The 13,805-nt window shown below is 72.8% G+C and carries 11 protein-coding genes; 1 reads left to right on the forward strand and 10 read right to left on the reverse strand.

Annotated features, from left to right (window positions below):
* Positions 1–32: 32 nt before the first annotated feature.
* The 3 genes from ACZ5WG_RS13795 to ACZ5WG_RS13805 form a co-directional block, all read right to left on the reverse strand.
* The gene (locus tag ACZ5WG_RS13795) at positions 33–1,685 is read right to left on the reverse strand and encodes a beta-N-acetylhexosaminidase (RefSeq protein WP_468722968.1); all 1,653 of its coding nucleotides are present in this window, start codon (positions 1,683–1,685) and stop codon (positions 33–35) included.
* Between the two features lie 204 nt (positions 1,686–1,889).
* Positions 1,890–2,177 (reverse strand): DUF3039 domain-containing protein, encoded by a 288-nt coding sequence (locus ACZ5WG_RS13800; RefSeq protein WP_266666594.1) that lies wholly within the window; start codon positions 2,175–2,177, stop codon positions 1,890–1,892.
* Between the two features lie 29 nt (positions 2,178–2,206).
* A complete protein-coding gene (locus ACZ5WG_RS13805) occupies positions 2,207–2,767 on the reverse strand; it encodes a YqgE/AlgH family protein (RefSeq protein ID WP_399252038.1) in 561 nt (186 codons plus the stop codon).
* Positions 2,768–3,055: 288 nt separating this feature from the next.
* Between ACZ5WG_RS13805 and murA the strand changes: the two genes are divergently transcribed.
* The gene (gene murA / locus ACZ5WG_RS13810) at positions 3,056–4,402 is read left to right on the forward strand and encodes a UDP-N-acetylglucosamine 1-carboxyvinyltransferase (RefSeq protein ID WP_383519604.1); all 1,347 of its coding nucleotides are present in this window, start codon (positions 3,056–3,058) and stop codon (positions 4,400–4,402) included.
* A gap of 207 nt (positions 4,403–4,609) precedes the next feature.
* Here the strand turns inward: murA and ACZ5WG_RS13815 are convergent, their stop codons facing one another.
* From ACZ5WG_RS13815 to ACZ5WG_RS13845, 7 genes are all read right to left on the reverse strand, one after another.
* Positions 4,610–4,891 carry an HU family DNA-binding protein gene (locus ACZ5WG_RS13815; RefSeq protein WP_030161324.1) on the reverse strand — a complete coding sequence of 94 codons (282 nt, stop codon included), beginning with the start codon at positions 4,889–4,891 and terminating at the stop codon, positions 4,610–4,612.
* Between the two features lie 392 nt (positions 4,892–5,283).
* Positions 5,284–6,687, reverse strand: coding sequence for an NAD-dependent malic enzyme (locus ACZ5WG_RS13820; RefSeq protein ID WP_468722969.1), 1,404 nt, complete (start codon positions 6,685–6,687; stop codon positions 5,284–5,286).
* A 499-nt stretch (positions 6,688–7,186) separates the two neighbouring features.
* Complete coding sequence (locus ACZ5WG_RS13825) at positions 7,187–9,493, reverse strand: HelD family protein (RefSeq protein ID WP_468722970.1); 2,307 nt, start codon at positions 9,491–9,493, stop codon at positions 7,187–7,189.
* Positions 9,494–9,597: 104 nt separating this feature from the next.
* Complete coding sequence (locus ACZ5WG_RS13830) at positions 9,598–10,167, reverse strand: CGNR zinc finger domain-containing protein (RefSeq protein ID WP_030299976.1); 570 nt, start codon at positions 10,165–10,167, stop codon at positions 9,598–9,600.
* Positions 10,168–10,271: 104 nt separating this feature from the next.
* The gene (locus ACZ5WG_RS13835; RefSeq protein WP_468723063.1) at positions 10,272–10,796 is read right to left on the reverse strand and encodes a GNAT family N-acetyltransferase; all 525 of its coding nucleotides are present in this window, start codon (positions 10,794–10,796) and stop codon (positions 10,272–10,274) included.
* A gap of 272 nt (positions 10,797–11,068) precedes the next feature.
* On the reverse strand, positions 11,069–12,226 hold the full coding sequence (locus ACZ5WG_RS13840; protein WP_468722971.1) for a uroporphyrinogen-III synthase: 1,158 nt from the start codon (positions 12,224–12,226) through the stop codon (positions 11,069–11,071).
* A gap of 126 nt (positions 12,227–12,352) precedes the next feature.
* Positions 12,353–13,723, reverse strand: a complete 1,371-nt coding sequence (locus tag ACZ5WG_RS13845; RefSeq protein ID WP_468722973.1) for a nitrate/nitrite transporter — start codon at positions 13,721–13,723, stop codon at positions 12,353–12,355.
* Between the last annotated feature and the right edge of the window lie 82 nt (positions 13,724–13,805).

The following is a 13,805-nucleotide window of genomic DNA, read 5'->3' on the forward strand; positions in this document are numbered from 1 at the left end:
GGCCACCGGCCGCCGCCCACCCCCCACCCACGTCACACGTTCGGGGGCTCCCCTTCGATCGGACGCCCGAGCACCCCGGGCCGCCGCTGCCACGGCAACGGCCCGCCCGGCGGCCGGTAGTCCACGCCCAGCGCGTCCAGCCGCCGGTAGTGGCCGCCCATCCGGGCCTCGAAGCCCGCGTAGTCCCGCTCCCCCGGCTCCGGCAGCCGTGACCACACCACCTCCGCGAAGGCCGCCAGCCGCGGGAACACCTGGTAGTCGACCCGGCCCTGGTTCTCCATCACCTCGGTCCACACGTTGGCCTGCGCGCCCAGCACGTGGGACGCGGCCTCCGGCGACAGCTTCGGCGGCACCGGCTCGAAGCGGTACACGTCCTCCAGCGAGCGCACGTACCCGATCGGCATCGGCTCGTCGGGGCCGCCCGCCTGACGGTGGTCCAGGTACACCTGCTGCTCCGGGCACATCACCACGTCGTGCCCGGCCTCGGCTGCGGCGATCCCGCCCGCGTACCCGCGCCACGAGGACACCGCGGCCCCCGGTGCGAGCCCGCCCTCCAGGATCTCGTCCCACCCGATCAGCCGCCGCCCGCGCTGCGCGAGCCAGCCGTCGAAGTGCCGGATGAACCAGGACTGCAGCCCGTCCTCCCCGTCCACCCCCAGCTCCCGGATCCGCTCCTGCGCGGCCGCAGAGGCGCGCCACTGCCCCTTGGGGCACTCGTCGCCGCCCACGTGCACGAACGGCGAGACGTCCGCCGGGAACAGCTCCAGCAGCTCCTCGAACACGCCCTCGTAGAAGCGCAGTACGGCCTCGGTCGGTGCGAGCACGTTCTCGTTGATCCCCCAGTCGTCCCACACCTGCAGCGCGGCGGTGTCCACGACGTCGGTGTTCCCCAGCTCCGGGTACGCGGCGATCGCGGCCTGCGAATGCCCGGGCACGTCGATCTCCGGTACCACCCGGACGTGCCGCTCGGCGGCGTACGCGACGATCTCGCGGATGTCGTCCTGCGTGTAGAAGCCGCCGTGCGGGGTCTCGTTCCACAGCGGCGAGGCCCGGTGCCCCCAGCGGCTGCGCGGCCGCCACGCGCCGACCTCGGTGAGCCGCGGGTGGCGCTTGATCTCGACCCGCCAGCCCTGGTCGTCCGTCAGGTGCAGGTGCAGCACGTTGAGCTTGTGCGCGGCGAGCAGGTCGATGTACCGCAGCACCCCGTCCTTCGGCATGAAGTGCCGGGCCACGTCGAGCATCATCCCGCGCCAGCCGAACCGGGGCCCGTCCTGGACGCCTCCCACCGGCAGCCGCCAGTCGCGGCCCGGCGCGGTGGGCGCGCGCCGGTGGGCCTGCGGCCCGAGCAGCTGACGCAGCGTCTGCGCGGCGTAGAAGAGGCCCGCCGGGTCGGCGCCCTCGAGCAGCACCCACCGCTGCGTGACGTGCAGCTCGTACGACTCCGCGCCGACGCTGCCCGCGAGCTCGGGGCGGAGCACCAGCCGGATCACCGCGCGCTCGCCGTACGTCTCCCCCGCCGTCGGCGCGGGCAGCTCCCAGCCGGTTGCGGCGCCGAGCTCGCGGCGCAGCCAGCGGGCCGTGCCCTCGGCGCCGGGGCCGACGTCGAGCAGCGGATCGTCCAGCACGCACGTGCCGGCGTCGCGGGCGAATCGCGCGTACCGCGGCTCCGGAATCAACTCGGGCATGGCCTCGGCCCCTCCACCGTCCGGGCGTTGCAAGATGCGCAACGCGCGTTTCGCATGGCGCGCCTGGCGCCCGCGCTGCGGCAGACCCTAGCCCTCCCCCCGGACACGGCAAAGGCCCCCGGACGCGCACCAGCGCATCCGGGGGCCTTGGTCCCGGCGGAGTCCTGCCGGGAACGGACCGGAGGTCCGGCCGAACGGTCCGGACTACTTGCCGTCCTTGCCGCCCTTGTCCTTGTCCCCGCCGGGGCCCATCGACTCGTAGATCTCCTTGCACATGGGGCAGACCGGGTACTTCTTCGGGTCCCGGCCCGGCACCCAGACCTTGCCGCAGAGCGCGACGACGGGGGTCCCGTCGAGGGCGCTCGCCATGATCTTGTCCTTCTGGACGTAGTGGGCGAAGCGCTCGTGGTCGCCGTCGCCGTGGGACACCTGCGGCGTCGGCTCTACGAGGGTCCCCGTACCAGTCCCGCGCTCGGGCTCAAGAGTGCTCATAAAAGCCAGGGTACCGACCCCCGAGCGGGTCAGTTGAGCGACGGGTCGTCCGGATAGGTGGCGACCATCGCGAGGTCGCTGCGCTGGCGGCGCAGCACCGCGCGCCACAGCCTTTCCGGGTCCGGGAAGGACACGTCCCCGGGCTCCGACTCGACGACGTACCAGGCGCCGTCGCCGAGCTCGACCTCCAGCTGGCCCGGGCCCCAGCCCGAGTAGCCGGCGAAGATCCGCAGCGAGCCCAGGGCCGCGGCCAGCAGCTCCGGCGGGGCCTCCAGGTCGACGAGGCCGATCGCCCCGTACACGCGGCGCCATCCGAGTGGCCCCTCCTCGCCCGGGATGACCGCCACTCCGAGGGCCGAGTCCAGGCCCACCGGGCCGCCCTGGAAGACGACCCCCGGATCGCCGGCCAGCGTCGCCCAGGGCAGCAGGATGTCGCCGACGCCCACGGGGGTGGGCCGGTTGAGGACCACGCCGAGCGAGCCCTGCTCGTCGTGGTCGAGCAGGAGAACCACCGCGCGGTCGAAGTTCGGATCCGCGAGGGCGGGGGTGGCCACGAGCAGCCGCCCTGTGAGGGAGGACACCTCGGTCATGCCGACATGATCTCGCACATTCGCCCTTCAGGGGGAGCGGGCGGAGGGATCGGATCGCACGCAGCTCAGGGCGCACGGCAGCAGGAAGGAGCGCGCGGGGCCGGTACGGGCGGAATGCAACACTCCGCCATGGGGTGGGCACTGAGGGTGTTGTGGCTAATTCATGACAGTCCTACGGCCGCGTCGACCTTACGAACAAGGGGGTCGTGCCCCTTACCCTTTTCCCTGGCCCCCTGCCCACCCTCCTCTGGCTTCGCCGGGGGAGCCCCTCTCCGGAACGCGAGATTCATGACCGGCACAGACAGAGACGACGTACTACTTGTCCATGGCGGTACCCCGCTCGAGGGCGAGATCCGTGTCCGCGGTGCGAAGAACCTCGTGCCCAAGGCCATGGTCGCCGCTCTGCTCGGCAGCGAACCCAGCCGGCTCCGCAACGTTCCCGACATCCGCGACGTCCGGGTCGTGCGCGGGCTGCTCCAGCTGCACGGTGTGACCGTGCGCCCCGGCGAGGAGCCGGGCGAGCTGGTGCTCGACCCGACGCACGTCGAGAGCGCGAACGTTGCGGACATCGACGCGCACGCGGGCTCGTCGCGCATCCCGATCCTGTTCTGCGGCCCGCTGCTGCACCGCCTCGGCCACGCGTTCATCCCGGGCCTCGGCGGCTGCGACATCGGCGGCCGGCCGATCGACTTCCACTTCGACGTGCTCCGCCAGTTCGGCGCGACCATCGAGAAGCGCGAGGGCGGCCAGTACCTGGAGGCCCCGCAGCGCCTTCGCGGCTGCAAGATCCGCCTGCCCTACCCCTCGGTCGGCTCGACCGAACAGGTGCTGCTGACGGCCGTCCTGGCCGAGGGCGTCACCGAGCTCAGCAACGCCGCGGTGGAACCGGAGATCGAGGACCTCATCTGCGTACTGCAGAAGATGGGCGCCATCATCTCCATGGACACCGACCGGACCATCCGGATCACCGGTGTGGACCGTCTCGGCGGCTACAACCACAAGGCGCTCCCGGACCGTCTGGAGGCCGCGTCCTGGGCTTCCGCGGCGCTCGCGACCGGCGGCAACATCTACGTGCGCGGCGCGCAGCAGCGCTCGATGATGACCTTCCTGAACACGTACCGCCGTGTCGGCGGCGCGTTCGAGATCGACGACGAGGGCATCCGCTTCTGGCACCCGGGCGGCCCGCTCAACGCGATCGCGCTCGAGACGGACGTGCACCCCGGCTTCCAGACCGACTGGCAGCAGCCGCTGGTGGTGGCCCTGACCCAGGCCGCGGGCCTCTCGATCGTCCACGAGACGGTCTACGAGTCCCGGCTGGGATTCACCTCGGCCCTCAACCAGATGGGTGCACACATCCAGCTGTACCGGGAGTGCCTGGGCGGCAGCGCCTGCCGCTTCGGCCAGCGCAACTTCCTGCACTCGGCGGTCGTCTCCGGCCCGACGAAGCTGCAGGGCGCCGACCTTGTCATCCCCGACCTGCGCGGCGGGTTCTCGTACCTGATCGCGGCGCTCGCGGCCGAGGGCACCTCGCGGGTCCACGGCATCGACCTCATCAACCGCGGCTACGAGAACTTCATGGAGAAGCTCGTGGAGCTGGGAGCCAAGGTCGAGCTCCCGGGCGGCGACCTCGTCTGAGGCGCTTTCCGAGGCGTGTTCGAGGCGGGCGCCCCCGAGGGAGGCGCCCGCACCTCGCGCCGCCGGCCCGCCAAGGGCCCGCCAAGGCCCTGCAAGGGCCCCTGGACAGGCCGAAGGGCGGCCACCCACCCGGGTGGCCGCCCTTCGGCGTTCTCTGCGTACTGCTGCCGTCCCGGGGGCCTGTGCGGCCCTCGGCACAAGGGCGGACTACTTGCCCTTGGCGGCTTCCTTGAGCTTGGAGCCCGCGGAGACCTTCACGCTGAAGCCGGCCGGGATCTGGATGGGGTCGCCGGTCTGCGGGTTGCGCGCGGTGCGAGCGGCACGGTGGGTGCGCTCGAAGGTCAGGAAGCCGGGGATGGTGACCTTCTCGTCGCCCTTGGCGACAATCTCGCCGACGGTCTCGGCGAGCGCGGCCAGAACGGCGTCGGCGTCCTTGCGGGTCACCTCGGCGCGCTCGGACAGAGCGGCCACCAGCTCACTGCGGTTCATGTTGTACTCCCGTGTTCAACTTGCCTTAGAGGCGTGAGATCGAAGCCGATGCTGCCAGGGCCCTCGGACAGTCCCCGGACCCGGGTCTGAACGTCAGACCCTCTCGCCCGGTTACGCATCCTGCCCCCACCAGCGGCGGGAAAGCCAATCCGGCACCCGCCAGGGTCACACGAAAAGCGCCACAGTCACGCCGCGGTGACGCTCCGTCCGCACTTGGTGGATGCGGACCGCGGACCTCGCGGGCATCCCCGCAACCCTAGAGGCGGCCCGGCGGGCCCGCATCTCGCGACGCGCCGGGACCGGCAAGCCGTGAGGGCCGTCACAGCGGCCCTCACGCCCCTTGCCGGACCCCGTCGGGGCCCTGTCGGACGCCGCGTCGACCGGACCCCGCGTCAGGTCGCCGAGGCGGCCTTGCGGACGGCTCCGGCGACCGCGCCGGCCACCTTGTCGTTGAAGACCGACGGGATGATGTAGTTCGCGTTCAGCTCGTCCTCGCCGACGACGTCCGCCAGCGCGCTCGCCGCGGCCAGCATCATGTCCGTGTTCACCGTGCGGGACTGAGCGTCCAGCAGACCGCGGAAGACACCCGGGAAGACCAGCACGTTGTTGATCTGGTTCGGGAAGTCGGAGCGGCCGGTGGCCACGACGGCGGCGGTCTGGCGGGCGACGGCCGGGTCCACCTCGGGGTCCGGGTTCGCGAGCGCGAACACGATCGCGCCCTCCGCCATGGCGGCCACGTCCTCGCCGGACAGCACGTTGGGGGCCGAGACGCCGACGAACACGTCCGCGCCGACCACGGCCTCCTTCAGAGTGCCCGTGTAGCCCTCGGGGTTGGTGTTGTCGGCGATCCAGCGCAGCGGGGAGTCGGCGTCCGCGTCGACCAGGTCGGGGCGGTCCGCGTGCACGACACCGTGGATGTCGGCGCTGACGACGTTCTTGACTCCGGCCGCGAGGAGCAGCTTGAGGATGGCCGTACCGGCCGCTCCGGCGCCCGACATGACGACCTTGACGTCGCCAACTGCCTTGCCCACCACGCGAAGTGCGTTGGTGAGGGCGGCGAGGACGACGATGGCGGTGCCGTGCTGGTCGTCGTGGAAGACGGGGATGTCGAGGGCCTCGCGCAGGCGGGCCTCGATCTCGAAGCAGCGCGGCGCGGAGATGTCCTCGAGGTTGATGCCGGCGAAGCCCGGGGCGATCGCCTTGACGATGGCGACGATCTCGTCGGTGTCCTGGGTGTCCAGGCAGATCGGCCACGCGTCGATGCCGGCGAAGCGCTTGAAGAGGGCCGCCTTGCCCTCCATGACGGGCAGAGCGGCCATGGGGCCGATGTTGCCGAGGCCCAGGACGGCGGAGCCGTCCGTCACGACTGCGACGGAGTTGCGCTTGATGGTGAGGCGGCGCGCGTCCTCGGGGTTCTCGGCGATGGCCATGCACACGCGGGCGACGCCCGGGGTGTAGATCATCGAGAGGTCGTCGCGGTTGCGGATGGGGTGCTTGGACGCCATCTCGATCTTGCCGCCGAGGTGCATCAGGAAGGTTCGGTCGGAGACCTTGCCGAGGCTGACGCCCTCGATCCCCCGGAGCTTGCCGACGATCTCGTCGGCGTGCGCGGTGGAGGTCGCGGCGATGGTGACGTCGATACGGAGCTTCTCGTGACCGGAGGCGGTCACGTCGAGGCCGGTGACCGACCCACCGGAAGACTCCACGGCGGTGGTGAGCTGGGAGACCGCGGTTCCGCTCGCGGGCACTTCCAGGCGGACCGTCATCGAGTACGAGACGCTGGGCGCCGTTGCCATGGCCGTGTTCCTCTGTTCTGTCCCTGGTTCTTCTGTACACACAGGGTCCCGCTGCACACCAGGTGCGGCAGGACCTGTTGTCCGATCGTCCCACCTACCAGCCAGTACAAGGTAACCAGCTACAAATTTCGGAAAGACACTTCCACCATACGAGATAGACGGGGTGCGGGGAAGCGTAGCCGCGTACGAAAAAGGTCCGCGCCCCTCGGTGACCGAGGGGCGCGGACCTGTATGAACGTCTATGACACCGACCCGCCATGCTCGCCTCGCGGCAAGTGGTCGCTCTAAGCGACGAAGGTTGGGCCCGGGGGCTTGGATCGAGTCGGTGCCGTACCCAGGCTAACAAAGGATCGCCGGAAGCGATCCCCCTCCAGGGGCTTGACCTCGCCCCACCACGCCGTTGGCTGCGAGCCATCCGGTCGTACGGGGCGAGTTCGCCAGGACCAGGGGGTGTCCGGCGGATCAGGGCCGGGCCCGGCCCTGATCCGCCGGACACCCGCTACGGCCTCAGCAGCGCGGGTACGCCCGCCGCGTCGGGCTCGTCGCGGCCGGTCGAGACCACCGTCAGCTGCTGCGTCGCGCGGGTCAGGGCCACGTACAGGACGCGCAGGCCCGCCGGGGACTCGTCCCCGATCTCCGCCGGGGAGACGACCACCGTGGCGTCGTACTCCAGGCCCTTCGCCTCGAGGCTGCCGAGCGCCACCGCCCGCTCCCCCAGGTCCGCCAGCCAGCCCGCGGCCTCCGCGCGCCGGTCCATGGCCACGACCACGCCGACCGTGCCGTCCACCTGTTCCAGCAGCCGCCGGGTCTCCTCCCGGACCGCCGCGCCCAGATCGGCCCCGGCAGCCGTGAAGCGGGGCTCCAGGCCCGTGGAGCGGACCGCCGTCGGCGGCTCCATGCCCGGCATCGCCAGCCGCAGCACCCGCGCCGCGACCTCCGCGACCTCCGCCGGGTTGCGGTAGTTCACGGTCAGGGTGAACCGCCGGCGCGGCCGGGACCCCAGGGCCTCGTCACGGGCGGCGGCCGCCTCGTCCGGGTCCGTCCACGAGGACTGCGCCGGGTCGCCGACCACCGTCCACGTGCCGTGCCGGCCGCGGCGGCCCACCATCCGCCACTGCATCGGCGTCAGGTCCTGCGCCTCGTCCACGATCACGTGCGCGTACTCGGTGCGCTCAGCCGCGATCCGCTCCGCCCGCTCCCACTGGGTCTCCTCACGGGTCGGCATCAGCTCCTCCAGCCCGCTGAGCTGGTCCAGCGGGTCGAGCTGCCGCTTGCGCTTGGGCCGCGCGGGCGCGCCGAGCAGCAGCTGGAGCTCGTCCAGCAGCGCCACGTCGTGCACCGACAGCGGCCCCTTGCCGTCCGGGCCCACCCGGCGCAGCGAGCGCGCCAGCTGGCGGGTCTCGCGCGGGTTCAGGACCCGCCGCGACCAGCGCCCGAGCCGGCGCTCGTCGGCCATCGAGGCCAGCACCCCGCGCGGGGTCAGCTCGGGCCACCACGCGTTCAGGAAGTCGATGAACGCGTCCTCGGTGGAGATGTCCTCGTCGAACGCGGAGCGCAGCTCGGCGGCGAGCTCCGGATCGCTGTGCCGGCCGGCCCCGCCGGACCGCGCGTACAGGGCGTCGAGGAGGAGCTTGCGGGCGCGCGGGCGCAGCAGGTTCACCGGCGCGGTGCCGCTGAGCACGTTCTGCCGGATCCGGTTCAGCTCGTCGGCCTCCAGCTCCTGGCGCCGCCCGAAGGCCACGACCCGCAGCCGCTCCGGGGCGTTGCCGAGCTCCAGTGCGCCCCGTACGGCCTTGTGGAGCACCTTGCGCATCCGGGACGAGCCCTTGATCCGGGCCACGGCCGGTTCGTCGTACGTCGTCGCCTCCGCGCCGTCGACCAGCGAGCCGAGCGCCCGGATGGCGACCTGGCCCTCCTCGCCGAGGGAGGGCAGCACGCCCTCGGTGTACGCGACGAGCAGCGGGGTCGGCGAGACGATCAGGATGCCGCCGGAGTAGCGGCGCCGGTCCTGGTAGAGCAGGTAGGCGGCGCGGTGCAGGGCGACGGCGGTCTTGCCGGTGCCCGGCCCGCCCGCGACCTCGGCGACCGAGGCGGCGGGGGCCCGGATCACCATGTCCTGCTCGGCCTGGATGGAGGAGACGATGTCCCGCATCGAGTGCGTACGGGCCCGCCCGAGCGCGGCCATCAGGGCGCCGTCGCCGATGGCGGGCAGCTCCCGGCCGTCGAGGGACGCGGTGATTTCGGGGCGCATCAGGTCGTCCTCGACGCCGAGCACCTTGCGGCCCTTGGAGCGGATGACGCGGCGCCGCACGACCCGGCCGGGGTCCTTGGGCGTGGACCGGTAGAACGGCGCGGCGGCCGGCGCGCGCCAGTCGATGACCAGCGGCGCGTAGTCGGCGTCGAGCACCCCGATGCGCCCGATGTGGAGCGTCTCGGCGATGTCGGCGGTGAGGTCCTCGCGGATCGCGTCGTCGGCCGGCTGGACGGAGGTGTACGCGCCGTCCGGGCCGCGCTCCCCGTCCTTGCCGAGGACCAGGTCGATCCGGCCGAAGAGGAAGTCCTCGAACTCGTTGTTCAGCCGGTTCAGGTGGATGCCTGCCCGGAAGACCTGTGCGTCGCGCTCGGCGAGCGCGCCGGGCGTGCCGACCTGACCGCGCTTGGCCGCGTCGTTCATCAGGAACTCGGCCTCGTCGATCTTCTCCTCGAGGCGGCGGTACACCTGGTCCAGATGCGTCTGCTCGACCGCGATCTCCCGATCGCGGACGGAATCCGCCGTGCTGTCGACAGCGGCATTCTGCGCGGCCACCAAGGCCCCCTTCTGACGTGCATGGGCGACCGTCAACCGTACGCGAATCCGCACCCTGTCCGCACGCCCGTTCCGGTGACCGGGCGAAGATCACTTCCCGGCCGCTACCCGGGGCGTGCCGCGAGGACCCTGCGGCGGTGCCGGGCGACCCGCTCGCGGTTGCCGCACAGCTCGCTGGAGCACCAGCGCCGCCGGTGCCCGCGCGAAGTGTCCAGGTAGACCCGGGTGCAGCCGTCCCCCTCGCAGGACCGCAGCAGGGCCCGCTCGCCGGGGTCGGTGAGCAGTTCCACCGCGTCCCGGGCGACGGCCGCGAGCAGTGCACCGCACTCCACACCGCCGCACAACTCCCGTACGAGGTGTCCCTCTTGGTCCTGTACGGCACACAGTCCCGGGGGTGGACCGGCCGCCAGCGCGTTGACCCGGGCCAGCGCGCCCTCGTCGGGACCGGCCCCGGCGAGCTCGGCCCGTACGAGGCTCCCCACGTCGCAGCGCAGGGCCCGGAAGGCCTCCACCCAGTCGGGGCCCACCCTGGCGATCGGCGTCCGGTCGGGCACGAGCCCGGCTCCGGCGAGCCACAGCCGGAGCTCGTCGCCGTCCTGGATCTCCTCGGCGCCCGCGGGGGCGGCGAAGGTGGCCACCAGGTCCAGGCAGACCCGCCCGGAGTCGAACCACATGCCCGTCACCGCCTCTTGCGCCGGACACCCCGTGGGGGCGTGCCTCTCAGAGTGCCGCGCGCCGCTTCGATGCGGAACCCCCCGTACGGGGGCCAGGAAGTCCTCTAGAGGGGCGGGTCGTCGTGCAGGAGGCGCTGGAAGAGGCGGTGGTCGCGCCAGGCGCCGTCGATGTGCAGGTAGCGGGGTGCGAGCCCGTACTGCTCGAACCCCGCCTTGGCCAGGACGCGCTGCGAGGCCACGTTGTCGACCAGGGTCCCGGCCTCGACGCGGTGCAGCCCGAGCTCGTCGCGGGCGATCCGGCACACCTCCTCCAGGGCGGCGGTGGCCAGCCCCTTGCCGGCCCAGGCCTGGTCGACCCAGTAGCCGACGCCGCCGCTGCGGAAGGGCCCGAGGGAGATGCTGCCGAGGTTGATCATCCCGACGGGCGCGCCGGTGCCGGCCTCGACGAGCACGTACGGCGCCAGGCGCCCGCCGTCGCGCTCGGCGAGCAGCGCCTCGATACGGGCGGCCTGGCCCTCCTTGGTGAAGAACACCTCGGACCGCCACGGCTCGAAGGGCGCCATGTACGCCCGGTTCCGCGTCAGCACGTCGGCCAGCCCCCCGGCGTCCCCGACCTCGACGCCCCGCATCTCCACCCCGTCAATGATCACCAGGGCACGCTAACCAACCCCGCCCGCGACATCCAGCCCCGCGGCCGGCCCAGCCCCGCCGGCGTTCGGGGCGCCGGGTCCGACCCGAGCCCGCCCGCGTTCGCGGCGCGGGCCCGCATCCAGCCCCGTCGGCGTTCGAGGCGTGGGGTCCTCCCCCCGGGCGGAGTCCGGGGGGAGGACCCGGGGCGGAGTCCGGGGGGAGGAGGGTCCGGGGCGGAGCCCCGGCAGCGGCGGCGCGCCGGCGGCCCCGTTCAGCCGGCGGAGTCCGTGTGGCACTCCCCCGCGTCCAGCGCCAGCCGGTACCCCCTCTTCACCACCGTCTGGATGAGATTCGGCACGCCCAGCGCCCCCCGCAGCCGCGCCATCGCCGTCTCCACGGCGTGCTCGTCCCGCCCCGCCCCCGGCAGCACCCGCAGCAGCTCCGGCCGGGCGACCACCCACCCCGGCCGGCGCGCCAGCGCCCGCAGCAGGGCCATCCCCGCCGGCGGCACCGGCCGCAGCTCCGCGTCCACGAGCACCGCGTGCCCCCGGATCTCCACCCGGTGTCCCGCCACCGGCAGCACCCGGGCCCGCCCCGGCAGCTCCTGGCACAGCAGCTGCACGAGCGGGCCCAGCCGGAACCGCTCCGGCTGCACGGTGTCCACCCCCCGCGCCTGCAGCGGCAGCGCCGTCACCGGCCCCACGCACGCCGACAGCACGTCCCCCCGCAGCCCTGCGAGCACCGCCTCCGCCATCCCCCGCTGCTCCGCCCGGGACAGCATTGAGGCGGCCGCCGGAGCCGAGGTGAAGCTCACCGCGTCGACCCCGCCGCAGGCCACCACGTCCAGCAGCCGGTCCAGCGGCCCGAGGTCCTCCGGGGCCATCCACCGGTACACCGGGACCACGACCACGTCGGCCCCGCCGGCCCGCAGCGCCTCGACGAACCCGGGCAGCGGTTCCCCGTGCAGCTGGAGCGCGATGCGCCGCCCGGCGACCCCGGCGGTGAGCATCCGGTCGAGCACCTCGGCGAGGGACTCCGACTCCGGGGACCAGGCCTCCACCAGCCCGGCGGCCCGGACGGCGCCCTTCACCTTCGGTCCGCGCGCCAGCAGTTCGGCGGCCCGCAGCCGCGCGAGCAGCTCCTCTCCGATGCCCCACCCGTCGGCGGCCTCGATCCACCCGCGGAATCCGATCGCGGTGGTGGCGACCACCGTGTCCGGCGCGCAGTGGATCAGCTCCTTCGTGGCGGCGAGCAGTTCGCTGTCGTCGGCCAGCGGCACGATCCGCAGGGCCGGGGCGTGCAGGACGGTGGCGCCCCGCCGGCGCAGCAGGGCGATGAGCTCGTCCGCCCGCCGGGCTGCGGTGACTCCCACGGTGAATCCCGCCAGCGGGCCCGCCGTCGGGGCGGTGCCGGTGTGCGTGTCGTCCATGGTGACCTGCCTTGCCCAGTGGGTCGTTATCACATCGCGCGATCACGTGTCACGTGAACGGGACCGAGCCTGTCAAGTCGGCGTGTCAGGCTCGGTTCCGTCGTATTTCGTATCCGTAAACCGCCGTTACACCGAGGTGAGCTGCGGCTTCGCCGCGGCCCCGGCCGCCGGGAGCGCCGCGGGGGCGGGCCGGCGAAGGTATACCGCCCACGTCACCGCGCAGCACGCCGCGTAGAAGCCGAGGAAGGTGACGAAGGCGGCCGTCCCGGAACCGGAGGTCGAGAACGCCTCCCGGAACACCAGGTTGATGCCCAGTCCGCCGAGTGCGCCCACCGCGCCGATGAGCCCCATGGAGGCCCCCGACAGCCGGCGCCCGTACGCGGCCGCGGCCTCGGCGTCCATGCCCCGCGCCAGCCCCTTGGCCTGGAAGATGCCGGGGATCATCTTGTACGTGGAACCGTTCCCCAGCCCGCTCAGCACGAACAGGGCCACGAAGCCGACGAGGAAGACGGGCAGCGACTTCTGGCCGGAGGCGTAGACGACGACCCCGGTCGCGGCGGCCATCGCCACGAAGGTCGCGAGGGTGATCCGCGCCCCGCCGAACCGGTCCGCGAGGGCGCCGCCGACGGGGCGGATCAGCGAGCCGAGCAGCGGCCCGATGAAGGTGAGCGAGGCGGCCTGCAGCGGGGTGCGGCCGAACTGCGTCTGGAGCACGAGCCCGAAGGCGAAGCTGTACCCGATGAAGGACCCGAAGGTGCCGATGTAGAGGAAGGCCATGATCCAGGTGTGGGCGTCCCGGGCCGCCTCGCGGACGGCGCCCGCGTCATTGCGTACGGGAGCCAGGTTGTCCATGCGCAGCAGGGCCAGCGCGGCCGCGGCCACGATCAGCGGCAGGTAGACGCCGAGCAGCAGCCTCGGGTGTCCGGCCCCGGCGGTGCCGATGACCAGCAGGGCGATGAGCTGCACGACGGGCACGCCGATGTTGCCGCCGCCCGCGTTCAGGCCCAGCGCCCAGCCCTTCTTGCGCAGCGGGAAGAAGGCGTTGATGTTGGTCATGGAGGAGGCGAAGTTCCCGCCACCCACGCCCGTCAGTGCCGCCACCGCCAGGAAGGTCCCGTACGAGGTCCCGGGCTCCATGACGACCAGCGCGGCCACCGTCGGCGCGAGCAGCAGGAGGGCGCTGACGACGGTCCAGTTCCGGCCACCGAACCGGGCGACGGCGAAGGTGTACGGCACCCGGACGAGGGCGCCCACGAAGGTCGCCGTCGCGATGAGGAAGAACTTCCCGGCCGGGTCGATCCCGTACGCGGGGCCCATGAAGAGGACCATCACCGACCACAGGGACCAGATGGAGAACCCGATGTGCTCGGAGAGCACGGAGTAGAGCAGGTTCCGGCGGGCGATGCGTTCCCCGGACTCCTTCCAGAACGTCTCGTCCTCGGGTTCCCACCGCTCGATCCAGCGGCCCCCCTTGCGCGGTGCGGTCGTACTGGTCATCACACGCCTCCACAGCTGTCGCGTCCGTGGTGACGACCGTAGGAACGGCGCGTTTCGGCCCCGGTCCCCGCCGGATGACCGG

The sequence above is a fragment of the Streptomyces sp. NPDC032745 genome (genome assembly GCF_055579465.1).